Annotated in this window: 28 protein-coding genes, 1 tRNA gene and 1 pseudogene; 16 read left to right on the forward strand and 14 right to left on the reverse strand. The window is 72.4% G+C overall.

The features are described 5' to 3' along the window. Positions 1 to 132: 132 nt before the first annotated feature. Positions 133 to 747 carry a DUF6230 family protein gene (locus ACTWLT_RS00060; protein ID WP_252417457.1) on the forward strand — a complete coding sequence of 205 codons (615 nt, stop codon included), beginning with the start codon at positions 133 to 135 and terminating at the stop codon, positions 745 to 747. Between the two features lie 76 nt (positions 748 to 823). After that, the gene (locus ACTWLT_RS00065; RefSeq protein ID WP_445316625.1) at positions 824 to 2,320 is read left to right on the forward strand and encodes a DUF6114 domain-containing protein; all 1,497 of its coding nucleotides are present in this window, start codon (positions 824 to 826) and stop codon (positions 2,318 to 2,320) included. Positions 2,321 to 2,391: 71 nt separating this feature from the next. Here the strand turns inward: ACTWLT_RS00065 and ACTWLT_RS00070 are convergent, their stop codons facing one another. Continuing rightward, positions 2,392 to 4,062, reverse strand: a complete 1,671-nt coding sequence (locus ACTWLT_RS00070; protein WP_445316626.1) for a DUF885 domain-containing protein — start codon at positions 4,060 to 4,062, stop codon at positions 2,392 to 2,394. A gap of 142 nt (positions 4,063 to 4,204) precedes the next feature. Between ACTWLT_RS00070 and ACTWLT_RS00075 the strand changes: the two genes are divergently transcribed. Further along, the gene (locus tag ACTWLT_RS00075; RefSeq protein ID WP_445316627.1) at positions 4,205 to 5,185 is read left to right on the forward strand and encodes a DMT family transporter; all 981 of its coding nucleotides are present in this window, start codon (positions 4,205 to 4,207) and stop codon (positions 5,183 to 5,185) included. A 17-nt stretch (positions 5,186 to 5,202) separates the two neighbouring features. Here the strand turns inward: ACTWLT_RS00075 and ACTWLT_RS00080 are convergent, their stop codons facing one another. Beyond that, positions 5,203 to 6,273, reverse strand: a complete 1,071-nt coding sequence (locus ACTWLT_RS00080; RefSeq protein ID WP_445316628.1) for a PHP domain-containing protein — start codon at positions 6,271 to 6,273, stop codon at positions 5,203 to 5,205. A 29-nt stretch (positions 6,274 to 6,302) separates the two neighbouring features. Then, a complete protein-coding gene (locus ACTWLT_RS00085) occupies positions 6,303 to 7,064 on the reverse strand; it encodes a M23 family metallopeptidase (protein ID WP_445316629.1) in 762 nt (253 codons plus the stop codon). Positions 7,065 to 7,128: 64 nt separating this feature from the next. Here ACTWLT_RS00085 and ACTWLT_RS00090 point away from each other — a divergent pair, with 64 nt between their 5' ends. From ACTWLT_RS00090 to ACTWLT_RS00105, 4 genes are all read left to right on the forward strand, one after another. Beyond that, the gene (locus tag ACTWLT_RS00090) at positions 7,129 to 7,521 is read left to right on the forward strand and encodes a hypothetical protein (protein WP_445316630.1); all 393 of its coding nucleotides are present in this window, start codon (positions 7,129 to 7,131) and stop codon (positions 7,519 to 7,521) included. A gap of 111 nt (positions 7,522 to 7,632) precedes the next feature. Beyond that, positions 7,633 to 7,800: a hypothetical protein gene (locus ACTWLT_RS00095; protein WP_252417451.1), complete on the forward strand. Its 168-nt coding sequence runs from the start codon at positions 7,633 to 7,635 to the stop codon at positions 7,798 to 7,800. Positions 7,801 to 7,918: 118 nt separating this feature from the next. After that, complete coding sequence (locus ACTWLT_RS00100) at positions 7,919 to 8,446, forward strand: tRNA adenosine deaminase-associated protein (protein ID WP_445316631.1); 528 nt, start codon at positions 7,919 to 7,921, stop codon at positions 8,444 to 8,446. A 178-nt stretch (positions 8,447 to 8,624) separates the two neighbouring features. After that, entirely contained in the window at positions 8,625 to 9,071 is a 447-nt protein-coding gene (locus ACTWLT_RS00105; protein ID WP_256482873.1) for a nucleoside deaminase, read from the forward strand. A gap of 49 nt (positions 9,072 to 9,120) precedes the next feature. On the opposite strand, the gene ACTWLT_RS00110 is transcribed toward ACTWLT_RS00105, so the two are convergent. Both ACTWLT_RS00110 and ACTWLT_RS00115 read right to left on the reverse strand, forming a co-directional pair. Continuing rightward, on the reverse strand, positions 9,121 to 10,275 hold the full coding sequence (locus ACTWLT_RS00110; protein WP_445316632.1) for a sensor histidine kinase: 1,155 nt from the start codon (positions 10,273 to 10,275) through the stop codon (positions 9,121 to 9,123). Then, positions 10,272 to 10,928, reverse strand: a complete 657-nt coding sequence (locus ACTWLT_RS00115) for a response regulator transcription factor (protein WP_252417447.1) — start codon at positions 10,926 to 10,928, stop codon at positions 10,272 to 10,274. Before ACTWLT_RS00115 ends, ACTWLT_RS00110 begins: the two co-directional genes overlap by 4 nt. A 159-nt stretch (positions 10,929 to 11,087) precedes the next feature. Between ACTWLT_RS00115 and ACTWLT_RS00120 the strand changes: the two genes are divergently transcribed. Genes ACTWLT_RS00120 through ACTWLT_RS00135 form a run of 4 tightly spaced genes read left to right on the forward strand, consistent with a single transcriptional unit; the run spans position 11,088 to position 14,624 of the window. Then, entirely contained in the window at positions 11,088 to 11,612 is a 525-nt protein-coding gene (locus ACTWLT_RS00120) for a hypothetical protein (RefSeq protein ID WP_445316633.1), read from the forward strand. Then, on the forward strand, positions 11,609 to 12,691 hold the full coding sequence (locus ACTWLT_RS00125) for a peptidoglycan-binding protein (RefSeq protein ID WP_445316634.1): 1,083 nt from the start codon (positions 11,609 to 11,611) through the stop codon (positions 12,689 to 12,691). The genes ACTWLT_RS00120 and ACTWLT_RS00125 overlap by 4 nt, the downstream gene beginning before the upstream one ends. Continuing rightward, complete coding sequence (locus ACTWLT_RS00130) at positions 12,688 to 13,389, forward strand: ABC transporter ATP-binding protein (RefSeq protein ID WP_445316635.1); 702 nt, start codon at positions 12,688 to 12,690, stop codon at positions 13,387 to 13,389. The genes ACTWLT_RS00125 and ACTWLT_RS00130 overlap by 4 nt, the downstream gene beginning before the upstream one ends. A gap of 32 nt (positions 13,390 to 13,421) precedes the next feature. Next, on the forward strand, positions 13,422 to 14,624 hold the full coding sequence (locus tag ACTWLT_RS00135; RefSeq protein ID WP_445317029.1) for an ABC transporter permease: 1,203 nt from the start codon (positions 13,422 to 13,424) through the stop codon (positions 14,622 to 14,624). An 83-nt stretch (positions 14,625 to 14,707) separates the two neighbouring features. On the opposite strand, the gene ACTWLT_RS00140 is transcribed toward ACTWLT_RS00135, so the two are convergent. The 3 genes from ACTWLT_RS00140 to deoD form a co-directional block, all read right to left on the reverse strand. Then, the gene (locus ACTWLT_RS00140) at positions 14,708 to 15,163 is read right to left on the reverse strand and encodes an acyl-CoA thioesterase (RefSeq protein WP_252417443.1); all 456 of its coding nucleotides are present in this window, start codon (positions 15,161 to 15,163) and stop codon (positions 14,708 to 14,710) included. After that, positions 15,160 to 15,798, reverse strand: a complete 639-nt coding sequence (locus tag ACTWLT_RS00145) for a TetR family transcriptional regulator C-terminal domain-containing protein (RefSeq protein ID WP_445316636.1) — start codon at positions 15,796 to 15,798, stop codon at positions 15,160 to 15,162. Before ACTWLT_RS00145 ends, ACTWLT_RS00140 begins: the two co-directional genes overlap by 4 nt. Positions 15,799 to 15,923: 125 nt before the next feature. Further along, entirely contained in the window at positions 15,924 to 16,631 is a 708-nt protein-coding gene (deoD, locus tag ACTWLT_RS00150) for a purine-nucleoside phosphorylase (RefSeq protein WP_252417441.1), read from the reverse strand. 75 nt (positions 16,632 to 16,706) lie between these two features. Here deoD and ACTWLT_RS00155 point away from each other — a divergent pair. Beyond that, a tRNA-Ser gene (locus tag ACTWLT_RS00155) sits at positions 16,707 to 16,793 on the forward strand. A 57-nt stretch (positions 16,794 to 16,850) separates the two neighbouring features. On the opposite strand, the gene ACTWLT_RS00160 is transcribed toward ACTWLT_RS00155, so the two are convergent. Beyond that, positions 16,851 to 17,600, reverse strand: coding sequence for an SDR family oxidoreductase (locus tag ACTWLT_RS00160; protein WP_445316637.1), 750 nt, complete (start codon positions 17,598 to 17,600; stop codon positions 16,851 to 16,853). A 128-nt stretch (positions 17,601 to 17,728) separates the two neighbouring features. On the opposite strand from ACTWLT_RS00160, the gene ACTWLT_RS00165 reads away from it, so the two are divergent. Next, on the forward strand, positions 17,729 to 18,361 hold the full coding sequence (locus tag ACTWLT_RS00165) for a TetR/AcrR family transcriptional regulator (RefSeq protein WP_445316638.1): 633 nt from the start codon (positions 17,729 to 17,731) through the stop codon (positions 18,359 to 18,361). Positions 18,362 to 18,557: 196 nt separating this feature from the next. On the opposite strand, the gene ACTWLT_RS00170 is transcribed toward ACTWLT_RS00165, so the two are convergent. Next, complete coding sequence (locus tag ACTWLT_RS00170) at positions 18,558 to 19,052, reverse strand: hypothetical protein (RefSeq protein ID WP_445317030.1); 495 nt, start codon at positions 19,050 to 19,052, stop codon at positions 18,558 to 18,560. A 92-nt stretch (positions 19,053 to 19,144) separates the two neighbouring features. Further along, entirely contained in the window at positions 19,145 to 19,699 is a 555-nt protein-coding gene (locus ACTWLT_RS00175; protein WP_445316639.1) for a hypothetical protein, read from the reverse strand. 152 nt (positions 19,700 to 19,851) lie between these two features. Between ACTWLT_RS00175 and ACTWLT_RS00180 the strand changes: the two genes are divergently transcribed. After that, positions 19,852 to 21,087 carry an MFS transporter gene (locus ACTWLT_RS00180; RefSeq protein ID WP_445316640.1) on the forward strand — a complete coding sequence of 412 codons (1,236 nt, stop codon included), beginning with the start codon at positions 19,852 to 19,854 and terminating at the stop codon, positions 21,085 to 21,087. On the opposite strand, the gene ACTWLT_RS00185 is transcribed toward ACTWLT_RS00180, so the two are convergent. The 3 genes and pseudogenes from ACTWLT_RS00185 to ACTWLT_RS00195 all read right to left on the reverse strand — a co-directional run bounded on the left by ACTWLT_RS00185 (position 21,062) and on the right by ACTWLT_RS00195 (position 22,296). Then, complete coding sequence (locus ACTWLT_RS00185; protein ID WP_445316641.1) at positions 21,062 to 21,253, reverse strand: DUF397 domain-containing protein; 192 nt, start codon at positions 21,251 to 21,253, stop codon at positions 21,062 to 21,064. The genes ACTWLT_RS00180 and ACTWLT_RS00185 overlap by 26 nt on opposite strands. Before the next feature lie 94 nt (positions 21,254 to 21,347). Beyond that, positions 21,348 to 21,539: a DUF397 domain-containing protein gene (locus ACTWLT_RS00190; RefSeq protein ID WP_445316642.1), complete on the reverse strand. Its 192-nt coding sequence runs from the start codon at positions 21,537 to 21,539 to the stop codon at positions 21,348 to 21,350. Beyond that, positions 21,530 to 22,296 (reverse strand): annotated as a pseudogene (locus tag ACTWLT_RS00195) (Scr1 family TA system antitoxin-like transcriptional regulator). Before ACTWLT_RS00195 ends, ACTWLT_RS00190 begins: the two are co-directional and overlap by 10 nt. Before the next feature lie 218 nt (positions 22,297 to 22,514). Here ACTWLT_RS00195 and ACTWLT_RS00200 point away from each other — a divergent pair. Both ACTWLT_RS00200 and ACTWLT_RS00205 read left to right on the forward strand, forming a co-directional pair. Beyond that, positions 22,515 to 22,781, forward strand: a complete 267-nt coding sequence (locus ACTWLT_RS00200; RefSeq protein WP_445317031.1) for a hypothetical protein — start codon at positions 22,515 to 22,517, stop codon at positions 22,779 to 22,781. A 94-nt stretch (positions 22,782 to 22,875) separates the two neighbouring features. Then, positions 22,876 to 23,025 carry a hypothetical protein gene (locus tag ACTWLT_RS00205; RefSeq protein WP_445316643.1) on the forward strand — a complete coding sequence of 50 codons (150 nt, stop codon included), beginning with the start codon at positions 22,876 to 22,878 and terminating at the stop codon, positions 23,023 to 23,025. Positions 23,026 to 23,030: the final 5 nt, after the last annotated feature.

Consider the following 23,030-nt stretch of genomic DNA (forward strand, 5'->3'; position numbering starts at 1 on the left):
GGCTTGTGAGCTGCGCCTCGACGGGTGCACCATCAAGCTCGGTCGTTACCCGCCGGTAACAGATGACGGGCCCGGTGCGGGCCGCCAGATCGGGACCGGCCACCCCGCGCGCATCCACCTGAGGAGGAACCCGTGCAGGATCGGTTTGACAGTCAGGGTCGTACCCGGTGGCGGCGGTTCGCCGCGATGCTCGTGCCCGCCACGGCCGCCGCCGGCGCCATCCTGTTCGGTATGTCGTCCGGCGCCATCGCGTCCGACATCACCGTGTCCGGTCAGACGTTCAAGATCGGCGCCGACCGCCTTGAGGGCGACGGCTTCACCCAGTACGGCGGGGTCGTCCGGGAGAAGGGCAAGGACGGCAAGGTCCACCCGATCGCCCTCTCCGAGATCAGCAGCGCCGAGCTGTACAACCTCTGCCAGTCCGTCCGCGCCGACCTGCCCGGCATGCCGGTGGTGCTCACGATCAACGCCGGTCAGGGCAAGGAGCCCGCGCGGGCCAAGGACCTGCTGATCGCCATGGACTCGCTCAACGGCAACGCGACGTTCACCAACATCAAGATTGGCCGGGACGCGACCGACCTGAACCCGACGGCGCAGAAGGGTTCGTTCGGCCAGAACTCCGACCACGTCAGCATCACCAACCTCCAGCAGGTGTCCCGATACACCACGGCGGCCACCTTCAACCTCGTCGGACTCAAGCTGAAGGTCAACGTGGGCGACGACGCCAAGGGCAAGGAGTGCTTCTGAGGTGAGTCGTGGCCCGCGGTGGCCGACCACCGCGGACCACGTCCCTGTTTCGCCCCCGCTGCGCCAGGAGGAGTACGTGACAACCGCCAACCCGTCCCACGCCCGGCCCGGCGGTACGGCCCAGGCGTGGCGGACCTTCCGCCGCTGGCAGCGGAGCCGACCGTTCTGGGGTGGCCTCCTCACCGCCCTGGCGGGGGTGGAGATGTTCGCCTCCACCCGCATGACGATCAACGGCCTGAGCTTCCACAGTGGCGCCACCGGCCTGCTCTCGCTGTTGATCCCGATCATCCTGATGACCTGCGGCCTGTTGCTCTGGCTCAGCCCGGCGCAACGACCGTTCTACTCGGTCGTCGCGGCGGTCACCGCTGTCTACTCGCTGATTGGGCTCAACCTCGGCGGCTTCTTCATCGGTCTGTTGCTCGGCATCGTCGGCAGCGCGCTCGCCTTCGCCTGGACGCCGGCCCGACCGTCGCCGGCCGCAGCGGACCAGGCCGACTGCGAACGGGCCGACGCCGACCTGGCCGACGCGGACCAGGCCGACGCCGAACAGGTCGAGGCGGAAGAGGTCCACCCCGAGCAGGTTGGCGTGGTGCCGGCCACGACGTCGGCCGTCGACGAGCGGGTGGATCGCCCGGCGGGCGACGCGACCGGCGCGGACGCCCCGCCCGAGTGGCCGGGACGTTCGGCCGATCCGCGGGCCTTCGGCATCGCGCTGGTGGTGCTCGGCCTCGCCGCCATCGGGCTGGCCACCCAACCCCGAGCGGTGCAGGCCGCACCGAACCGGCCCACCGCGGCCGCCTGTCCCACGCCGTCCCGGACGGCCACGCCGTCGCCCAGCCGCAGCGCGCCGACCGCGACGCCGACGCCCAGCCCGAGCCCGGAGCGGGACGGCAACGTGATCACCGACATCCTGGACGGGATCGGCGACCTGCTCACCGGTGGACGCCACAGGGACACCCCGACGCCCTCGGTGAGCCCCACCGCGCAACCCACCGCGCAACCCACGGCGCAGCCGACCGGCACGCCGACCCGCCCCGGGACAACCGCCTGCCCGTCGTCGACACCGGCCCGGCCGGGCGGCCCGGGCACCACGACACCGCCCACGGTGGAGCCGGGCAAGCCCCTGCCGCGTATCGCCGCCGACCCGAGCCTGCCCAGGGTGGCGCAGACGCCGTCCAAGCTCACCGGTTCCAAGGTGACCATGACCGGGCTGCGGTTCGACGGGACCACCGAGTTGCAGACCGAGAAGGGCAACCTCAAGGTGCTGAAGTTCAGCATGCGCGAGGCGGTGACCGACGACTTCCTGCTGGTCGCGGACGGCCCGCAGGGGCGCACCCAGCGGTACGCGACCGACCGGCTGACCGTCCGCGGTGACGTGGCCTTCTACTCCACCCGGTTCGTCGGCCGGCTGCTCGGCATCAAGATCACGCTCACTCCGGATCTGCCGCTGCCGGACGGTCTCCCGGTCACCTCGCCCATCCCGATCACGTTCACCGACCCGGTCATCGACCTGGCGTTCGTCACCAGTGACACGCTGACCGCCCGGCCGGGGTTGGCCCTGACCCTCGGCTGAGCGGCACGCCCGTCACCACGGCCCCGGGTGCCGGCGCGGTCGTACCGCCGGCGCCCGGAGCCGTGACCGGCTCAGAGCCGGGCCAACGCCCGACGCAGCGGGTCGAGGCCCAGCGCACCCAGGTCCAACGCCTGCCGGTGGAACTCCCGCAGGTCGAAGTCGGCACCCTTGCGGGCCTTGGCGTCCTCGCGGGCCTGCAACCAGATCCGCTCACCGACCTTGTACGACGGCGCCTGCCCCGGCCAACCCAGGTAGCGGTTCAGCTCGAAGCGCAGGTTCTCGTCCGGCACCCGGCAGTGCGCCCGCATGAACTCCCAGCCCAGCTCGGGCGTCCACCGCTCCCCGGGGTGGAAGCCGAACGGGTTGTCCTTCGGGATCTCCAGCTCCAGGTGCATGCCGATGTCGACGATCACCCGGGCCGCGCGCATCGCCTGGCCGTCGAGCATGCCCAGCTTGTCGCCCGGGTCCTCCAGGTAGCCCAGCTCGTCCATCAGCCGCTCCGAGTAGAGCGCCCAGCCCTCGCCGTGCCCAGAGACCCAGCAGAGCAGCCGCTGCCAGCGGTTGAGCAGGTCGGCCCGGACGGCGGTCTGCGCCACCTGAAGGTGGTGACCCGGCACGCCCTCGTGGTAGACGGTGGTCACCTCCCGCCAGGTGGAGAAGTCGGTGATGCCCTGCGGCACCGCCCACCACATCCGGCCGGGGCGGGAGAAGTCCTCGCTGGGCCCGGTGTAGTAGATGGCGCCGTCGCTGGTCGGTGCGAGGCAGCACTCGATCCGGCGGACCTGCTCCGGGATGTCGAAGTGGGTGCCGTGCAGCTCGCTGATCGCCTTGTCGGCGAGCGTCTGCATCCAGTCCCGGAACGCCTCCTTGCCCTGGACGGTGCGCGCCGGGTCGGCGTCCAGCGCCCGTACGGCGTCGTCGACGCTGGCGCCGGAACCCGCGATGCGCCCGGCGACGACGCGCATCTCCGCCTCCAGGCGGGCCAACTCGGCGAAGCCCCAGGCGTACGTCTCGTCCAGGTCGACCTTGGCGCCGAGGAAGTACTGCGAGGCGAGTTCGTAGCGCTCGCGGCCGGCGGCCTGCTTGTCCCGCCCGTGCGGGGCCAGCTCGGTACGCAGGAACTGGCCGAACTCCGCGGTCGCCGCGGTGGCCGCCGCCGCGCCCCGGCGCAGGTCGGCGCCGAGCGTGCCGTCGGCGCCCAGCCGCTCGACCAGCCCGTGGAAGAAGTTGTCCCCATCGGGGTCGACCCAGATGTCGCACTGCTTGGCCACCTCGATGAGCTGCACCTTCGAGCTGACCTGGCCGGCGGCGACCGCCTCGCGCAGCGTGGTCTTGTAGCCCTCCAGCGCGCTGGCGAAGCCGCTGAGTCGGGCCGCGATGTTGGCCTTGGCGTCGGCCGTCTCGGTCGGCATGAGGTCGAACACCATGCGGATGTCGTGCAGCCCGCTGGTGATCACGTTGACCTCGCTGGTCGCCTCGCCCGCGTCGTACCGGGCGAGATCCAGGCCGAGCCGTTCCTGCATGGCCTCCTTGGCGGTCCGTTCCGCCTCGGTGGCCGGCTCGGTCACCTCCAACTCGGCGAGCGTGCGGCGGGTCAGGTCTGCGCGTGCCTGGTAGCCCTCGGGCGACAGGTCGTCGAGCTGGTCGTCATGGCCGGCGATGCCGACGTAGGTGGCGCCGGTGGGGCTCAACGGCGCCCACTCGGCAACGTAGCGGTTGGCGAGTTCATCAATTCGTCCCACGGTGCGACCCTACGTGACCGACCCGCCCCGATGTCGACGCCGTTTGTCGTGTTCGACCAGCAGAACCGGCGGCATGGTGGTGGTCGCCACGGTGTCCGAAAGTCGCGGGACTTTGTCGTACGGCTCCGGCAGAGTGTCAGGGGTGACCGCCGATACCACTCCTGACAGGGCACCGCTGCGCGCCTGGCTGCCCGGCTTCGTCGCCCTCGCCGTGATCTGGGGCTCCAGCTTCCTGTTCATCAAGGTCGGGGTGGCGGAGCTGCACCCCGTCCAGCTCACCCTCTACCGGGTCTCCGCCGGCGCGCTGACCCTGTTGGTGGTGCTCGCGATGCTGCGCGACCGCCTGCCCCGCGAGCCCCGGGTCTGGGCGCACCTGACCGTCGTCGCCGCGTTCGGCGTGGCCGTGCCCTTCACCCTCTTCGGCTACGGCGAGCAGCGCGTCGAGTCGATGCTGGCCGGCATCTGGAACGCCACCACGCCACTGATCGTGCTGCCGCTGGCGGTGCTGGTCTTCCGCACCGAGCGGCTGACCGCGCGCCGAGCGGTCGGGCTCGCACTGGGCTTCCTCGGCGTCCTCGTGGTGCTCGGTGTCTGGGAGGGGCTCGGCGGAGCCCACTTCACCGGGCAGCTGATGTGCTTCGGCGCGGCGGCCTGCTACGGCGTCTCCATCCCGTACCAGAAGCGGTTCGTCGCGGGCAGCGCGCACTCGGGCCTGTCGCTCTCCACGGCGCAGTTGCTGCTCGCCGCCGTGCAGTTGGCCATCGTCACCCCGTTCGTGGCGGGCGCGCCGCCGCTGCCCACCGACCTCTCGCCGAAGGTGCTGGCCAGTGTGCTGACTCTCGGCGCGCTGGGCACCGGGCTCGCCTTCGTCATCAACATGCGCAACATCCGGGTGGCCGGGGCGAGCACCGCCTCCACCGTCACCTACCTGATCCCGATCTTCGCGGTGCTGATCGGGGCCGTGGTGCTCGGCGAGCGGCTCAACTGGCACCAGCCGGTCGGCGCGCTCATCGTGCTGGTGGGGGTCGCGGTCTCGCAGGGCGTGTTCGGCCGGCGGCGGCCCCGACCGGTGGTCGGCGTCGGCGCGCCCGCCGAGCCCGCCGCGGAGCCCGTCGGCCGCTGAGGCTCCGGCGGGGCGCCTCAGGCCCGCGCGCCGGTCCACGCCGTGAGCTGCTCCGCCGACCAGGTGTTGACCACCCGGTCGGCGGGGACGCCGCAGAGGGCGGCCCGCTCACAGCCGAACCGCTGCCAGTCGAGCTGGCCCGGCGCGTGCGCGTCCGTGTTGATCGCGAACCGGCAGCCGGCCTCCAGGGCACGGCGGATCAGCCGCTTCGGTGGGTCCTGCCGCTCGGGCCGAGAGTTGATCTCGACGGCGGTGTCGTGCTCCGCGCAGGCGGCGAAGACCGCGTCCGCGTCGAAGTCGCTCTCCTTGCGGGTGCGAGCGCGGTGCCCCCGATCGCCGGGCCCGGTCACGCCGACCGGTCGGGACGACACCATCCGGCCCGTGCAGTGGCCGAGGATGTCCAGGTGCGGGTTGGCGACCGCGGTCACCATCCGCCGGGTCATCTTCGCCCGCTCGTCGTTCAGGCCGCTGTGCACCGAGCCGACCACCACGTCCAGCCGGGCCAGCAGCTTCTCGTCCTGGTCCAGAGAGCCGTCGGCGAGGATGTCCACCTCGATCCCGGTCAGGATCCGGAAACCCTCCGGCAGCGCCTCGTTGACCTGCGCCACATGGTCGAGCTGGCGGCGCAGCCGGTCGGCGGTCAGCCCCCGGGCCACCGTCAGCCGGGGCGAGTGGTCGGTCAACACCAGATACTCGTGGCCCAACTCCACGGCGGCCAGCGCCATCTCCTCGATCGGAGAGCCACCGTCGGACCAGTCCGAGTGGGTGTGACAGTCGCCGCGCAGGGCGACGCGCAGCGCCGTCGCCTCCGCGTCCAGGTCGCTGCCCTCCGTCGCCACGAGGCGGCGCAGGTAGACCGGCTCCTCGCCGGCCAGCGACTCCGTCACGCAGCGGGCCGTGACGTCACCGACCCCGGACAGTTTGGTGAGCGTGCCGTTGCCGGCGCGCTCGGCCACCTCGGCCGCAGGCAGGCCGGCCAGCGCCTTCGCCGCCGACCGGAAGGCCCGCACCCGGTAGGTGGCCTCGTTCGCCCGCTCCAGCAGGAACGCGATGCGGCGCAGGTCGGCAATGGGGTCCCGGGCCTTCATCCCACCGAACCTAGTCGGTGCGACGTCGGTCAGGGAGCCTTGGGGCAGCCGTGTTCGCGCTGCCACGCGGTCACCTCGGCGGCCGGCTCCCTGTTGCCGCCCCGCCGCCAGGAGTCCAGGTAGCGCGCCGGCCAGAGCACCCCGCGCCGGATCCACCAGCCGTCCCTGCCCGTACACGGGGGTGAGATGCCGAAGTGCACGTGGCACACGTTGTTGGCGTTGCCCGTCCGGCCGACCTTGCCGAGCTGCTGCCCGGCACGGACCCGGACCCCGGCGTCGACACCGGCGGCCACGACGCTCAGGTGTGATCCGTAGTAGCGCACCCCGTCGTCACCGAGCAGGGCGACCGACAGGCCGCCGTTCTCCGGACCCTGTGGGCCGCGCTTGTCGTACCGGTCGGTGCGACTCACCTCCAGCACCGTCCCGTCGGTGACCGCCACGAACGGCTCACCGCAGTCGGCGAAGATGTCCGTCGCCGGGTACGCACCGTGCGTCGGGTGGTAGGCGACGTCGTCGGCGCGTACCGGGAAGACGTGCCGCAGCCCGGTGCGGGGTGTGGTCGCCGACGGCCCGGCCGACGACGGCGCCGGGCGCGCCGGGCCGGTCACCGTCGGCGTCGCCGACGGCGCCGCGGGCTGGTCGCCGGTCGCCCATGCCGCCGGCGTCGTCGGCGCGGCGCCGCCCGGAGGCACCCCCGGCCGGGTGGTCGCGCAGCCGCCGACGAGCAGCGGGGCGAGCAGCAGCAGGATCGGGTACGCCGGACGCGCCCGGCGGATCGTCGGCGAGGGCATCCGGTCATCCTGGCAGACCGGTACCGTGGGCACGAACGACGCGCGTGAGGGGAGGGCAGCGACGGTGACCATCGCCCAGCCCGGCCCCAACCCGGATCCCGGCTTCGCCGATCGTCCGCTGCCGCGTACCCCCTCGGGGCTCTTTCCTGCCGGGCCACCGACGCGCCCCACCTACCGCGAACCGCACCCGGTCACCGGCGGTGGTGTCGCCGCCGGCGGCGGCGCGGCGACCGTGTGGCTGCTGCTGTTCGGCCTCCTCGGCACCGACGTGGCCAGCTACGCCTGGTGGACGGTCCTGGCGGGCCTGCTGGCCTGGCTGACCGCCCTGGTTCTGGTCCGCTTCGGCGACCGCGGGGTGGCCACCGGGGTGGCCATCGTCACCGCCGGTGGCTGGAGCATCGCCGCCGCCGTGGTGGCGGTCCGCTGGGCCACCGGGGGTGACTGGCCGCTCTGGTGACGGGGCCGGATCGGCCGCACATCGGGTGCCGGTGACTGCACCGTGTGCCCGGTTGGCTGCGTAGCGAACGCCGTCTTGACGTGGCCGCCGAGACTCGGCACGCTCGGCACCATGGCCTGGAACACCCCGCGGCAGGACCCCGATCGAAGCCGCCGCCGCCTGCAGCTGCTCGCCGAGTTGGCGGGGGCCCGGGCGGTACGCCAGCGCAACCGGCCACAGCGGCTGCGCACCGAGCGTCTGCGCCAGCTCATCGCCACCCGCCGTCGGGTAGCCGGCTGATCCGATTTTGTCAGGAATGACCGGCCCTTCGGGGCGTTGACCGGTCGCCTGCCGACCCGACCGGCTAACGTGCACGCGTAACGAGTCGGCGCTGTGTCGAGGGGCTATTGGGGGGACCGTGTCGTACTTCGCTGCGGCCGTGGTGCGCGACGACAGTGGCTGGACCGCCGCAGAGGTCAGTCTGCGCGGCGCCACCGACATCGACGAGGTCGCCGATCGCCTGCGCGACGTCGACCCGGAGGCCGACGTGTCGCTGCTCTTCGTCGAGGCCGATGACGCCTACCTGGTGATCCTGCGCCTCGACGAGGGTGAGGACCTGCGGGTGTTCGGGTCGGACTCCGCGTACGCCGAGGAGTCCCCTCTGGGGGCGCTGCTCGTCGCCGACCTGAAGACCTCGGTCACCGGGCTCGACGACGGCGACGAGCCACGCCCGGTGGCCAGCGGCGACGAGGAGAGCGAGCAGCCCGTCGTCGACCCGGAGGCCGATCCGGTGGGCGACGCCGACCTCCTCGCCAACCTGGGCATCTCCGCGCAGAGACTGCTGACCCTCTGCTCGCACGAGGGGATGATGCCGGCCGACGTCACCGCCGAGATCTGCCAGGTGCTCGGCTGCGCCGACCAGGTCGAGGAGTTGCGTGAGGTCTGAGCCCACCGGCGCGGGGGCGGGCGGTGGGACGGAGCCGACCGACGCCACCGATCCTCAGCTCGAGACGATCCGGCCGGGGCAGCCGACCCCCGGGGCGGTGGGCCGCGCCGGCCCCGGCGCCCACGAGGGTCTGGCCGGCCCGGGTGAGGTCGGCCGGCGCCAGCGACACGAGCTGTGGATGCGCCGCGCCCTGGAGGTCGCCGTCACCGGCCCGGCCGTTGACGACACGGGCGCTGCCGACGTGGACGACGTGCCGGTGGGCGCGGTGCTCTACGGCCCCGACGGCAGCGAGTTGGCGATCGGGCGCAACGAGCGGGAGTTGACCGGCGACCCCACCGGGCACGCCGAGGTGCTGGCGTTGCGTCGGGGAGCCGAACGGGCCGGCCGGTGGCGGCTGGACGGCTGCACCCTGGTCGTCACCCTGGAACCGTGCACCATGTGCGCCGGGGCGCTGGTGCTGGCCCGGGTCTCCACCGTCGTGTTCGGCGCCTGGGAACCGAAGACCGGCGCCGCCGGCTCACTCTGGGACGTGCTGCGCGACCGTCGGCTCAACCACCGCCCGGAGGTCTACGGCGGCGTGCTGGAGGCCGAGACCGCGGCCGTCCTCCGCGCCTTCTTCCGCTGACGGTCCGGGCTGAACCTCAGGGTGGCCCGGTGTTCCGGCAGGAGCCGGCTCAGGCCGGCGGCAGGCTGACCGTGACCTCCAGACCGCCGCCGTCGCGCGGTCGGGCGGTCACCGTGCCGCCGTGTGCCCGGGCCACCGCCCGGACGATGGAGAGCCCCAGGCCGAACCCGCGCCCGCCGCCGACCCGCTCGCCGGAGAGCCGGCGGAACGGCTCGAAGATGACCTCGACGTCGTAGCCGGGCACCACCGGACCGGTGTTCCGCACGGTCAGCGTCGGCCGGCCGTCCCGCAGCCCGGTGCTCACGCCGACCCAACCGCCGGACGGCAGGTTGTGCCGCAGCGCGTTCTCCACCAGGTTGGTGGTGAGCCGTTCCAGCAGCACCGGGTCGCCGTGGACCATCGCAGGCGCCAGCTCCCTGGTCACCGTCGGTGCGGCCTCACCCGGGCCGGCCTGGTCCAGCACGTGGTCGGCCAGGTCGGCCAGGTCCACCCGGGACCGGGCGGTCAGCTCGTTCTCCGAGTCCGCCAGGGTGAGCAGCCCGTCGATCAGCCGTTCGTGCCGCTCGTTCACCGCCAGCAGCGATTCGCCGAGCCGGCGTACGTCCTCGGAGGCGCCGGGCCGGGTGACCGCCAGCTCGATGAGCGACCGGTTCAGCGCCAGCGGCGTACGCAGCTCGTGCGAGGCGTTCGCGACGAAGCGGCGCTGCCCGTCGAAGGAGCGGTCCAGCCGTTCCAGCATCTCGTCGAAGGTGTCGGCCAGCTCGCGTACCTCGTCGGGCGGGCCGGGGAGCGAGATCCGTTCGTGCAGGCCGCGACCGCCCACGGCGATCCGCCGGGCCGTCCCGGTGATCTGGTGCAGCGGTTGCAGCGCCCGGCCGGCGATCAGCCAGCCGAAGGCGATGGCCACCACGGAGACCAGGCCGAGCGCGATCCCGCCCTGGGTGAGCAGGGAGTAGAGCGTCTGGTCCCGGGCGTCGTCCTGGGCCTTGTTGACGATGAGGCGCAACTGCTCGGCCTGGTTGCCGGAGAGTTTCGTCCCCACCTCGGGGATGATCGGCTTGGCGTCGCGCAGCGCCACCCCGAACGGTTGCGCCGTCCGCTGTTCGACGAGCACGTAGGTGACCGCGAGCAGGACCAGCCCGGCGACCAGGAAGAGGCCGCCGTAGATCAGGGTGAGCCGGGCGCGGAGCGAGAAGCGCTTCACGGCACCCGGTATCCCACACCGGGCACGGTTTCGACCACCGGCGGTTCGCCCAGCTTGCGGCGCAGCTTCATGACGGTGACCCGGACCACGTTGGTGAACGGGTCGATGTGCTCGTCCCAGGCACGCTCCAGCAACTCCTCGGCGGAGACCACCGCGCCGTCGGCACGCAGCAGCTCGACCAGCACGGCGAACTCCTTGCGGGACAGCGGCACGTACCGGCCGTCACGGTGCACCTCGCGGCGGGCCGGGTCGACCAGGATGCCGGCCCGGTTCAGGGTGGGCGGCGCGGCCCGGCGGGTCCGCCGGCTCAGCGCGTGCACCCGGGCGGACAGTTCCACCAGGGCGAACGGTTTGGTCAGATAGTCGTCGGCACCGAGCGCCAGGCCCGCGACGCGCTCCCGGACGGCCGCTGCCGCGGTGAGCATCAGCACCCGGGTCTCCCCGCCGCTGTCCACGATCGCCCGGCACACCTCGTCGCCGTGCACCACCGGCAGGTCCCGGTCCAGGACGACCACGTCGTAGTCGTTGACGCCGAGCCGTTCCAGGGCAGCGTCGCCGTCGTACGCGACGTCCACCGCGAACGCCTCCCGGCGCAGCCACTCGGCGATGCTCTCGGCGAGCAGGCTCTCGTCTTCGACCACCAGCACTCTCACCCGGCAATAGTGCTCCGCGCCCGGATAACGCCGCCGTAAACGTCGGCGGTTACGCCCGGGATACGCCCCTTGTCGTGGACTGACCGGGACGCCCGGCGGGTTCCGTCGGGCGGATCGGAGCGCCCGGCGGTTTCGCCGGGCCGGGAGAGGAAGCGTGCGATGCGACGAGGACTGTTCGCGTTCCCGCTGCTGCTCGCGCTGGCCGTCGCCGGCTGCGGCGGGTCGAGCGACGAACCGGCGGTGGCGACGGCCGGCGGTGGCGGGGCGCAACCGGCGTCCGCCAGCCCGGCGGCCCAGCTCAGCGACGACGAACGGCAGCTCAAGTTCAGCGAGTGCATGCGGGAGAACGGGGTGGAGGTGCCGGATCCGGAGCCGGGCGGCGGTCGGCTGTTCAAGTTCGGCAAGGACACCGACCCGCAGAAGGTGCAGGCGGCGATGGAGAAGTGCCGCCAGCACCTGCCCAACGGTGGCGAGAAGCTCAAGCTCGACCCGGAGCAGGTGGAGCGGCTGCGCAAGCTCGCCGTCTGCATGCGGGAGAACGGCGTGCCGGAGTTCCCGGACCCGTCGGCCGACGGTGGGATACAGCTGCGGCTGGACCAGGTGAACGTCAAGGACCCGAAGGTGAAGGCCGCGATGGAGAAGTGCCGGCAGTACGCGCCGAAGATCGCCGGAGCCACCCGGTGAGGGCTCGACGCCTTCGGCTCCGGACGCTCGCGCTGACCGTCGCCGTCGTGGTGGCGGCGGCGGCCGGCGTCGCGGCCGCGGTCGGATTCGGCGGCACCGACCGGGGTACGGCAGCCGCCGGCACCACCCCGCCGGCCACCGCCACGGTCACCCGGCAGACGCTGACCGACGCGCAGAGCGTGGACGGGGAGCTGGGCTACGGCAGCACCCGGACCGCCACCGCCCGGCTCGACGGGACGATCACCGCGTTGCCGGAGACGGGTGCGGTGGTGAAGCGGGGCGGCCGCCTGTACGCGGTGGACAACGATCCGGTGCTCCTGCTCTACGGACCGCTGCCGGCGTACCGGGTGCTCCAACCGGGCGTCGAGGGGGCCGACGTCGCGCAGTTCGAGCGCAACCTGCGGGCGCTCGGCCACGACGGCTTCACCGTCGACGACGAGTACACCGGCAGCACCGCCGACGCGGTCCGGGAGTGGCAGGAGAAGCTCGGGCTGCCCGAGACGGGGCGGGTCGAGCCGGGCCGGATCGTCTACGCCGACGGCGCGGTGCGGGTGGAGAGCCACCAGGCGGCGATCGGGGACGCGGCGCAGCCCGGCCAGGCGGTGCTCACGTACACCGGCACCAGCCGGCTGGTCACCGTCGAGCTGGACGTGGACGACCAGCGGCTGGCGAAGGAGGGCGGCGCGGTGAGCGTCGCCCTGCCGGAGGGCGACCCGGTCGCCGGAAAGGTCGAGTCCGTGCAGACCGTGATCGAGGCCGGTTCGGCCGGCGCGACCGGGCAGTCCGAGGAGGCCGAGACGAAGATCGAGGTGACCGTCTCGGTGACCGACCCGGCGACGCTCGTCGGGTACGACCAGGCGAGCGTCGAGGTCACCTTCACCGCCGCCGAACGCCCCGAGGTGCTCACCGTGCCGGTGGCGGCGCTGCTCGCGCTCGCCGAGGGCGGCTACGGAGTCGAGGTGGTCGACGGCGGTCGGAGCCGGATCGTCGCGGTGACCACCGGGCTCTTCGCCGCCGGCCGGGTCGAGGTCAGCGGCCCGGAGATCGTCGAGGGCCTGACCGTGGGGGTGCCGGCGTGACCGGTGACGCCGTGGTGCTGGACGGGGTGAGTCGGACGTACCCGGGCGGGGTCGCCGCGCTGCGCGAGGTCTCGCTGCGCGTCGGGTACGGCGAACTGGTGGCGATCGTCGGCCCGTCGGGTTCCGGCAAGTCGACGATGCTGCACCTGATCGGCACCCTGGACCGCCCCTCCGCCGGCCGGGTACGGATCGACGGGTACGACGTCGCGACCCTGCCGGACCGGCAGCTCTCGGCGCTGCGGGCCCGCCGGATCGGCTTCGTCTTCCAGCAGTTCCACCTGGCCGCCGGCACGCCGGTGGTGGACAACGTGGCCGACGGGCTGCTCTACGCGGGCGTACCGCGAAGGGAACGGCGGCGGCGCGCGGAGGCGGCGCTGGACCGGGTCGGGCTGGGTCACCGGCTGACCCACCGGCCGCACGAACTCTCCGGCGGCGAGCGGCAGCGGGTCGCGGTGGCCCGGGCGGTGGTCGGGGAGCCGGCGGTGCTGCTCGCCGACGAGCCGACCGGCAACCTCGACTCGGTCGCCGGTGCCGCGGTGCTCGCTCTGCTGCGCGACCTGCACGCGGCCGGCACCACGGTCCTGGTGATCACCCACGACCGGGAGATCGCCGACGGGTTGCCCCGGCAGGTGCGGATGCGCGACGGCCGGGTGGTGGCCGACCCGGTCGCCGGCCCCTTCGTCGAGGAGGTGCACTGATGGCGGCGGACACCCGTCTGCGGCTGGTGCCGGTGGACGCGCGGCCACGGCTCACGCCGGCCCGACTGGGCCCGGGCGACGTGTTCCGGGTCGGCGGGGTGGGCCTGCGCACCCGTCCGCTGCGGGCGTTCCTCTCCGCGCTGGGCATCGCGATCGGCATCGCGGCGATGGTCGCGGTGGTCGGCATCTCCTCGTCGTCCCGTGCCGACCTGGACCGCACGCTGGACCGGCTCGGCACCAACCTGCTGACCGTGGCGCCCGGGAACACGCTCTTCGGTGATCAGGCGAAGCTGCCGGTGGAGTCGGTGGCCATGATCGGCCGGATCGGTCCGGTGACCGGTGTCGCCGCCACCGCCCAACTGCCGGACACCCCGGTCTACCGCAGTGATCGCATACCGTCCGGCGAGACGGGTGGCATCGCCACCCGGGCCGCCCACCTCGGCCTGCTCGGCACGGTGGGCGCGACGGTACGCAGCGGCACCTGGCTGAACGAGGCCACCGAGCGCTATCCGGCCGTGGTGCTCGGCGACGCCGCCGCCCGGCGGCTGGGGCTCGGCGCGGCCGGACCGGACGTGCAGGTCCACCTGGGCGGGCGCTGGTTCACCGTGGTCGGCATCCTCGCCCCGGCCCCACTCGCCCCGGAGTTGGACAGTTCGGCGTTGGTCGGCTGGCCCGCCGCGGCGGCGTACCTCGGTTTCGACGGGCACCCGACCACGGTCTACACGCGGTCACGGGAGGCCTCGGTGGAGGCGGTCCGGACGGTGCTCGGCGCGACGGCCAACCCGGAGGCGCCGAACGAGGTGCAGGTCTCCCGGCCCTCGGACGCGCTGGCCGCCGCGGCGGCCACCGACGAGGCGTTCACCGGGCTGCTGCTCGGGTTGGGCGCGGTGGCGCTGCTGGTCGGTGGTGTCGGGGTCGCCAACACGATGGTCATCTCGGTGCTGGAACGGCGGGCCGAGATCGGCTTGCGGCGGTCGCTGGGTGCCACCCGGGGGCAGGTCCGGGTCCAGTTCCTGGCCGAGTCGCTGCTGCTCTCGACGCTCGGCGGGGCGGGCGGGGTGCTGCTCGGCATCCTGGTCACCGCCGGCTACGCCCTCTGGCGGCAGTGGCCGACCGTGGTGCCGGTCTGGGCGATGGCCGGCGGCGTCGGGGCGACCCTGCTGATCGGCGGTCTGGCGGGTCTCTACCCGGCCGTCCGCGCCGCCCGGCTCGCCCCCACCGAGGCGCTGGGCTGAGCCTCGGCCGGGACGCCTCCATCGGGTGCGTCTGTTGTCGCTCCGGCGACAGTGGACGCACCCGAAGGCGTTGCCGGAGCGCGTCAGGCGGCGGGGCGGAGCAGGGTGGCGGCCACCGCCCGGGCGGCCTCGGTCCACGGTGCGGGCCGCAGGGTGGCCGGGTCGAGGCGGACGATGGCCCGCCGGCCCTCGGCGTGCACCGTCGCGCCGTCGACGGAGCGGAACTGGAAGGCGTACTCGGCGCTGCTGGTGCCGAAGTGTTCGAGCCAGAAGTGCACCGCCACCGGGCCGGTGGCGGCGATCGGCGCCCGGTAGGTGATGGTGAACTCGCGGACCGCGTGGAACAGGTCCGGCGGGGTGGCGCCGCCCCGGTAGGCCAGCCCCCGCTCGGTCCAGTACGGCGTCAGGGCCCGTTCCAGCAGCACCGCGTAACGAGCGTTGTGCAGGATGCCCATCGCGTCGAGGTCGTCGAAGTGCACCGTGACGTGCTCGACGTGTCCGAACTCGACGGTGGGCTGGTCGGCGACGGCGCGGGTCATGGGGAGCCTTCCGTTGGCAGGGTCGGGTCGGGGCAGAGCGCCCGCAGGCGGTCCAGCAGGCCGGCGCGGGCGTGCCGGTAGGCGGCGTCCGGGTCGAGCAGCCGGGAGTGCATCGCGGCACCCATCCCGAGGGCGTCGATCTCGTACGCCAACTGGGGGACGTCCAGGTCGGCGGGGAGTTCGCCGGCGTCGACCGCTTGCTGGACGAGGCGTTCGAGGAACGCCGTCCACTGGCCGTACGTCTCGGCGAGCCGGTCCCGGACCGGGCCGGGGCGGGCGTTGAACTCGAACTGGGTGTTGGCGAAGAAGCAGCCCCCGGGGAGGACCCCGGTGGCGTAGAAGTCGAGCCGAGCCTCGTGCAGGGCGCGGAGCCGCCGTACGCCCCGCGGGGCGAGCAGCGCCGGCGCGACGATCCGCTCCTGCCAGAGGGCCACCGCGCGGTCGATCGCGGCGAGCTGGAGCGCCTCCTTCGACCGCCAGTGCGCGAAGAGGCCGGATTTGCTCACCCCGAGCGTGTCGGCGAGCTGGGCGAGGCTGAGCCCGTCGAGGCCGGCCTGGGTGGCGAGCACGACGGCCGCGTCCAGCGCGGCGTTGCGGGTGCGCTCGCCCCGGGCCAGGCGTCCGTCGACGGTCATGCGGACACCGTACTAAACAAGCACGACCGGTCGTATTGTTTTCACCCGTGATCGCCGTCACCTCGCCCCACAGCGCACCGCCCCGCCGTCCGGACGAACGACGGGGCGGCGGGTACGACGAACGGTCAGGCGATGATGGTGTCCAGGGCGATCTCGACCATCTGGCTGAAGGTCTGCTCCCGCTCCTCCGAGGTGGTCTTCTCGCCGGTCTTGATGTGGTCGCTGACGGTCAGCACGGTCAGCGCGCGGGCCTTGAACCGGGCGGCGATCGTGTAGAGCGCCGCGCTCTCCATCTCCACCGCCAGCACGCCGTAGTCGGCCAGCGTGTCGTAGAGGTCCGGCCGGTCGGTGTAGAAGGCGTCCGCCGCCAGGATCGGCCCGACGCGCATGGCGATGCCGCGCCGCTCGGCCACCTCGACCGAGGTACGCAGCAGCCCGAAGTCGGCCACCGGCGCGTAGTCGATCAACCCGTCGAACCGCATCCGGTTCATGTTCGAGTCGGTGGACGACCCGATCGCCGCCACCACGTCGCGCAGTTGCAGGTCGGTGCTGAGGGCGCCACAGGAACCGACCCGGATCAGCGTCTTCACGCCGTACTCGTTGATCAGCTCGTGGGCGTAGATGGAGGCGGACGGCATGCCCATGCCGGAGCCCTGGACGGAAACCTCGACGCCGTTCCAGCGGCCGGTGAAGCCCAACATGCCCCGAACCGTCGAGTAGCAGGTCGCGCCCTCGAGGTAGGTCTCCGCGATCCACTTGGCCCGCAGCGGGTCGCCCGGCATCAGGACCCGCTCGGCGATCTCGCCCGGCTTCGCGCCGATGTGCGTACTCATGGCAAAGATCCTGCCAGGCCGGTGCGGGCGATACCGGTTCGGCGTCGGAACCAGGGGTCCTGTACCCTCGTCGGCGGTGGCGTGTCCGAGCGGCCTAAGGAGCACGCCTCGAAAGCGTGTGAGGGTTAACGCCCTCCGAGGGTTCAAATCCCTCCGCCACCGCTCCTGAAATGCAGAAACGCCCGGTCGATCCGCGAGGATCGACCGGGCGTTTCCGCGTCAGAGCTGCTGCTCGCCGCCGTCGACGAACAGCTCGCCGCCGGTCATGAAGCTGCTCTGGTCGGAGGCGAGGAACAGCGCCGCGTTGGCGATCTCGTCGGGGTGTGCCATTCGCTTCATGGGCACGCCCGAGGCGATGGCCTCCAGCAGCCCGGGGGCATCCTCGGGGCTGGGTGCCAGGCCCGCGAGCCCGGGGGTCTCGGTCGAGCCGGGAACCAGGGTGTTGACCCGGATCTTCCGGCCGATCAGTTCGGCGGCCCAGGTGCGGCCGAACGAGCGGATGGCGGCCTTGGACGCGGCGTAGACGCTGAACGCCGGGGTCCCGTTGCTCGCGGCCGTCGAGCCGGTCAGCACGATCGAGGCGCCCTCATTGAGCAGGGGCAGGGCCTTCTGCACGGTGAAGACGGTGCCGTGGACGTTGGTGTCGAAGGTGTTCGCGATGTGCTCGACCGTGATCGAGTCGAGCGGACGGAACTCGCCGCCCCCGGCGTTGGCGAACACCACGTCAAGCCCCGCGCCCCGGTCCTGGATCGCCCGCATCACCCGGTCCAGGTCGTCGAGCTTGCTGACGTCGCTGGCGATACCGGTGACGTCGGCGCCGATGCTGGCCACCGCCTCGTCCAGCGGGCCCTTGCGTCGGCCGGTGACGAAGACGTACGCGCCTTCGGCGGCGAAGCGGCGGGCGGCGGCCAGGCCGATGCCCGTGGTTCCCCCGGTGACGAGGGCGGTCTTGCCGTCAAGCTGTCCCACGATCGATCTCCTCACGATTTCTGTACCGATCGGTACTGATCCGACCGTAGCAACCCCCCGGCTTGGCCCGCAAATTTCTGTACCGATCGGTTTCACGATGGGTAGCATGGTGGGCGGAGGTGGTGGCTGTGCCGCAGCGAGGGCGACCACGCGGGTTCGACGCCGACGAGGCGCTGGAGCGCGCGTTGGAGGTTTTCTGGCGTCAGGGATACGAGGGCGCCTCGGTGACCGACCTCACCGCCGCCATGGGCATCAACAAGCCCAGCCTCTACGCCGCCTTCGGTGGCAAGGAGGAGTTGTTCCGCAAGGTCGTGGCCCGCTACGCCGAACAGGACATGGAGTACGCGCGCACCGCGTTCGCCCAGCCCACCGCGTACGAGGTCGTCGCAGCCCTGCTCCGCGAGAACGTGCTCGCCGTGACCCGACCCGACCGCCCGGCCGGTTGCCTGTCGATCCAGGGCGGCACCGCCTGCTCCACCGAGAACGCCCCGGTCGCCGGGTTCCTCGCCGCCAGCCGCCTGGCCGGTGAACACGCCCTCGCCGACCGGTTCGTCCGCGCGGTCGCCGAGGGGGACCTACCGGCCGACGCCGACCCCGCCGCGCTCGCCCGCTTCGTCATGATCGTCACCGAGGGTCACGCGATACACGCCGCCGCCGGGGTCAGCCGCGAGGATCTGCGGCAGGCCGCGGAGATCGCGCTCGCCGGTTTCGCCGCCGCGTCCGGAGCACGGCTGCCCCAGCACGCCACCAACCCGGCCTGAGCGTTCACCGAATGAGACGCGCCGGTCGGGCCGACGGACTTCGCGGCGGCTTACTCGTACGACTTCTGGCGGTCGTTGCGCGGCTGACACCGGCGCTGCCCTGGCGGGCCGAGCGGACCGGGTCCCCGGACCTACCGTCCACCCGGGACACACACGAGCGGCCGGCCCTCGCGTCTCGCTCGGGGTCCGAATGCCGTCAGCAGGGGCCGGTGCCCTCGTCGAAGAGGCGGCGCGCCCATTCGGCGTACCCGGCGATGGTCTTGCGGACGGTGAGCCCGTCGTGCAGGAAGAGGTACGCGCGATCGCCGCTGCGGGCCAGCAGCCCGTCGAACCGGTGTGTCCCCTGTGGAGCACGCAGCCGGGTGACCGACGGGTAGCGCGACCACACCTCGTCGACGGGTGAGCCCACCGTGATGCCCTCCGGCGTCCGCATCGGGTCGCCGACCCAGAGCAGCACCAGTTTCTCCTCGGCGAAGACCGGGCTGACCATGTCGTGGCCGGCGAGCACCGGCCCGCAGGCGTCCATGTCGGTGCGCAGGATGCCCCGGCGGGTCAGCTCGTCCTCGGTGTCGCCGAACTCGATGTTGCGCAGGCCGTTCAGGTCGATGACCTCCACGCTGCCGGCGGGTCGCCCGTCCGGGATTGGCCCGTATGGCGGCGCGCCGCTGCCCGAAATCCAGGCAGCCGTCAGCAGCGTGGCAATAAAAGCAAATTGTCGCAATTTCATGGAATCCCCCAGTCCCCAACGGGACCAGGCCGTTCAGGTTGCTGCCGATCGCCGGATTACTGGTTTTCCCACTCCTCGACCAGCTCATCCCAGTAGTCGGCGCTGAGCCGTCGCCGCCCGTGCGCCAGCCAACCGTCCGTGTTCCGCTCCAGGTGCAACCCCAGTTCCGCGAACGGGTCGATCCAGGTGCCCGGCTCGACACCGAGCCGGGTCAGCGCCGAGTTGATCGGCCACCGGTCGCGCGGCGCGTCGAGCACGTCGTCGAACCGCGGCCCCCAGGACAGCGCGCCACCCAGCCACACCGCCGCCGACTGGTAGCCGGCGCCGCCGAAGAACTCGGCCTCCAGGTATGCCACCGGCCCCTGCAACGACCAACGGACCAGCACCTCGACCAGCGCCGACGACAACACCAGCCCGAACGGATGCTCAGGGCTCCGGTCGTCCACCGCGAAGTCCGGCAGCGACCCGGTCAGCTCCACCACCAACTGCGGGGTGACCGGCAGCAGCGCGAAGTCCTGGCGCAGCTCGCCGAGGACCGCGTGATCCAGCTCGGCGGTCTGCTCGCGGAGCAGTTCGGCGTCCGCGACCACGGCGCTGAGCTGGTAACCCATCGAACCCTCCGCCGTCCACAGGCTGTGGATAGAACATGTGTACGACGGATTCCGGCCGCGCCGGCGTCGATCCTCGGACCGTACCCGCCGGGCGGCGAGGCACCCGCCGCAGCCACCGCTGGGGCAGAATCGGCCGCTGGCGGGGAGGTGCGATGAGCTGGGGTACGGCGAGGGTGCTGACCGATCGCGACGCCGGCCGCTATCTCGGCGGGGTGCTGGTGTCCGGCTTCGGCACCGCGGCGATGCTGCTGGTGGCCGGCATCTGGGTGAAGGAGCTGAGCGGGTCGAGCAGCCTCGCCGCCCTGGTGACCCTGGGCGTGTGGGCGCCCACCCTGGTCGGGCCGCTGCTCGGGCTGCTCGCCGACCGGTTCCGTCGCCGGCCGCTGCTGATCGTCCTGCACGCGGTGATGGCGGCGTTGCTGCCGGTGCTGCTGCTGGTCGACTCGGCAACCCGGGTGTGGTTGATCTTCGCGGTGATGACCGCGTACGGGATCACCTTCGTGCTGACCGACGCGGCCGAGGCAGCACTGGTGCCGGCGGTCGTCCCCGGCCCGTTGCTCGGAGACTTCAACGGGCTCCGCACCACGATCAACGAGGGGATGAAGCTGCTCGCCCCGCTGGCCGGGGCGGGACTGTTCGCCGCGTACGGCGCCCACCCCGTGGTGCTCCTGGACGCGGCCACCTTCGTGCTGGCCGGCATCGTCTTCTGGTCGCTGCGGGTCCGGGAGCAGCCACCCGGGCGTCCCGAGCGCTGGACGCGGCAGCTCGCCGATGGTTGGGGGCACCTGCGCCGACATCGCGCGCTGCGGCACGTCGTCGGCTGCGCCGCGCTCACCATGGTGCTGATGGGGCTCAACGGCGCCGTCGCGTACGCCGTGGTGGACGCCGGCCTGGGACGGCCGCCGGAGTTCAACGGTGTGCTCGCCACCGTGCAGGGCGTCGGGTCGCTCATCGGCGGGCTGGCCGCCGGATCACTGCTGCGCCGCTTCGGCGACCGGCGGGTGGTGGCCGGGGCGGTCGCCGTCTTCGCCATCGGGCTGGCCCTACGGGCTACGACCTCGATCGCACTGGTGGTCGCCGGCGGGCTGGCGGTGGGGCTCGGCGTGCCACTCGTGCTGGTCACCGTCTGGACGGCCGTCCAGCGGGAGACGCCGGGCGAGCTGGTTGGCCGGGTGGCGTCGACAGTCAACACACTGACCTTCGGCCCGTCCACCGTGGCCCTGCTGGCCGGCGCGAGCCTGCTCGAACTCGTCGACCACCGCCTGATCCTGCTGACCGCCGCGGTCGCCGCCGTACCCCTGGCGCTCTGGTCTCTCCGCACCCCGCCTGTGCTGCCGAACCGACCGGTCGAGCCGGTCCCGGTCAGGCCGGCGGAGCGAGCCGGGTGACGAACGCGCGCCAGGCGGCCGGCGTGAAGGTGAGGGCCGGACCGGTCGGGTCCTTCGAGTCCCGTACGCCGACGACGCCGGGCAGGTTGTCGGCGACCTCGACACATGCGCCGCCGTTGCCGCTGCTGCGGCTGCTCTTGCGCCACCGGGCGCCGCTCAGCTCCATGTCTCCGCCACTTTCGTGATGAGATCGACCGATTGCGCTGGACCTCGCACACGCCTGGAGCGTGCGGCTGACGCTCTCGCGCTCCGATGTTCGATCAGGCCCGCTCGACCACCTGGGCGACGAACATGCGCCAGGCGGCCGGGGTGAAGGTCAGCGCCGGCCCGGAAGGGTTCTTCGAGTCGCGGACGGCGACGACGCCGGGCAGGTTGTCCGCGACCTCTACACAGTCACCGCCGTTGCCGCTGCTGCGGCTGCTCTTGTGCCACCGCGCGCCGGTCAGTTCCATGTCTTTGCCACCTCCGTCAGTAGGTCGACCGATTGCCAGTGGGACAGCGCCTCGCCACGCACGTTCTCCCAAGCCGTCAGTATTGCGGCGACGTCTTCGGCGTCGGTGACGACCTGCCCCTGAAGCTGATTGTCGAGGTAGCCCGCGGTCCGGTGCTCCGGCCCCACTGCGATCACGAACGGGCCGTTCAGCCCAGCGTACGCACCGACCGACGACGGCACGATGTGCATGCGGACGTGCGGGGCCTCGCACGCGACGAGGAGTGCTTGAAGCTGCTCACGCATCGTCTGCCGTCCGCCGACCGGCCGCCGCAGAACGGCTTCGTCAACCACGGCGGTGAAACGCGGCGGGTCGTCGCGCGACAGGATGCTCTGCCGGGCGAGCCGAGAAGCCAGGTGTCGTTCGACGTCTCCCCGGGCGATGACGTCAGAGCCTGCGAGCACGGCTCGGGCATAGGACTCCGTCTGAAGTAGACCCGGTAGGACGACCGACTGATACGACCGCAGCGCGACAGCTTCACGCTCGATCTCCTGCCAAGGCCGGAACCAGATGAGGTCTCGACGTCTTGCGGTGTCCGGCCATATGTCTCCGATGGGTCGCCGGAGAGCAACCGCCGCCACTCCCGGTGTCGGGGGTGAGGTATGCGGTCCTCGTTCAGCCACCGCGCGACAGTCTTTGGATCTACCCCGACCTGCTCCGCGAGTGACTCGATCGTGTGCCCGGTGTCGCCAAGGGCGGCGCGTAGGGCGTCGTTCACGGCGTCTCCCGTCGGATGTTCGGAATGTCTGGCGACCATATCTTCTACGGGCTGTTGATGTCTCGTCACGCTTCGCAGGGTGTTTGTGGACGGCGCGGCCGGCAGGGAGCGAAACCCGGCGGACGCGTTCGTGCCGGGGTCGCCTCGTGGGCGAGCACTCAGGGGCGGCCCCTCCCGACGAGGAGGGGGGAGACGTGCTGGGCAAGCCGGAGCCGCGGATGAGGTCGGGCGATCTCCTGCGCTTGACCCGGGCGGCGAGTCCTCAGTACGTCCGGCCGATCGTGGTCCGCGTGATTCGGGTCCTCGACTGGCCGACCTACCACGGATGGCTCTGGATCGACGCGTACGAGCTGGACTCGAAGGGGGACGCGGTAGCGCGCCGGTCTCTGTACGTCCTGGTTGAGGGTGTGCAGCGGATGACCGCCCCGACGTCCGCGGCTACCACCCGCCGGTCGCTCCGGGGTGGCTCTGTAGGGGTCGGATGAGATGAGAGGCCGCCATTCGCCTCCGCACCTACCCAGCCGCCCGACCTGGCGTTGCCATGCGTGCGGCATCGCCTGGCCCTGCTCGGCGGCGAAGGTGCGCCTGCTTGCCGAGTACCGACACGATCGGTTGGCGTTGCTGGTCTACCTGGCGACGCTCCAGGCCGAGGCCGGCGAACAGCTCACCGGCCTGGATCCGGCTCGGCTGGCCGAGCGTTTCCTCGCCTGGGCACGCCCTCGCGGGTGACGCGG

The organism is Micromonospora yongxingensis (assembly GCF_052601155.1).

Excerpts from the sequence above, each read along its gene's own strand:
- ACTWLT_RS00080 (WP_445316628.1), bottom strand. The coding sequence starts at position 6,273 with ATGAAGGCCCGGGACCCCATTGCCGACCTGCGCCGCATCGCGTTCCTG.
- ACTWLT_RS00085 (WP_445316629.1), bottom strand. The coding sequence starts at position 7,064 with ATGCCCTCGCCGACGATCCGCCGGGCGCGTCCGGCGTACCCGATCCTG.
- ACTWLT_RS00095 (WP_252417451.1), top strand. The coding sequence starts at position 7,633 with ATGGCCTGGAACACCCCGCGGCAGGACCCCGATCGAAGCCGCCGCCGC.
- ACTWLT_RS00105 (WP_256482873.1), top strand. The coding sequence starts at position 8,625 with ATGCGCCGCGCCCTGGAGGTCGCCGTCACCGGCCCGGCCGTTGACGAC.
- ACTWLT_RS00120 (WP_445316633.1), top strand. The coding sequence starts at position 11,088 with ATGCGACGAGGACTGTTCGCGTTCCCGCTGCTGCTCGCGCTGGCCGTC.
- ACTWLT_RS00140 (WP_252417443.1), bottom strand. The coding sequence starts at position 15,163 with ATGACCCGCGCCGTCGCCGACCAGCCCACCGTCGAGTTCGGACACGTC.
- ACTWLT_RS00145 (WP_445316636.1), bottom strand. The coding sequence starts at position 15,798 with ATGACCGTCGACGGACGCCTGGCCCGGGGCGAGCGCACCCGCAACGCC.
- deoD (WP_252417441.1), bottom strand. The coding sequence starts at position 16,631 with ATGAGTACGCACATCGGCGCGAAGCCGGGCGAGATCGCCGAGCGGGTC.
- ACTWLT_RS00175 (WP_445316639.1), bottom strand. The coding sequence starts at position 19,699 with ATGGGTTACCAGCTCAGCGCCGTGGTCGCGGACGCCGAACTGCTCCGC.
- ACTWLT_RS00180 (WP_445316640.1), top strand. The coding sequence starts at position 19,852 with ATGAGCTGGGGTACGGCGAGGGTGCTGACCGATCGCGACGCCGGCCGC.
- ACTWLT_RS00185 (WP_445316641.1), bottom strand. The coding sequence starts at position 21,253 with ATGGAGCTGAGCGGCGCCCGGTGGCGCAAGAGCAGCCGCAGCAGCGGC.
- ACTWLT_RS00190 (WP_445316642.1), bottom strand. The coding sequence starts at position 21,539 with ATGGAACTGACCGGCGCGCGGTGGCACAAGAGCAGCCGCAGCAGCGGC.
- ACTWLT_RS00200 (WP_445317031.1), top strand. The coding sequence starts at position 22,515 with ATGAGGTCGGGCGATCTCCTGCGCTTGACCCGGGCGGCGAGTCCTCAG.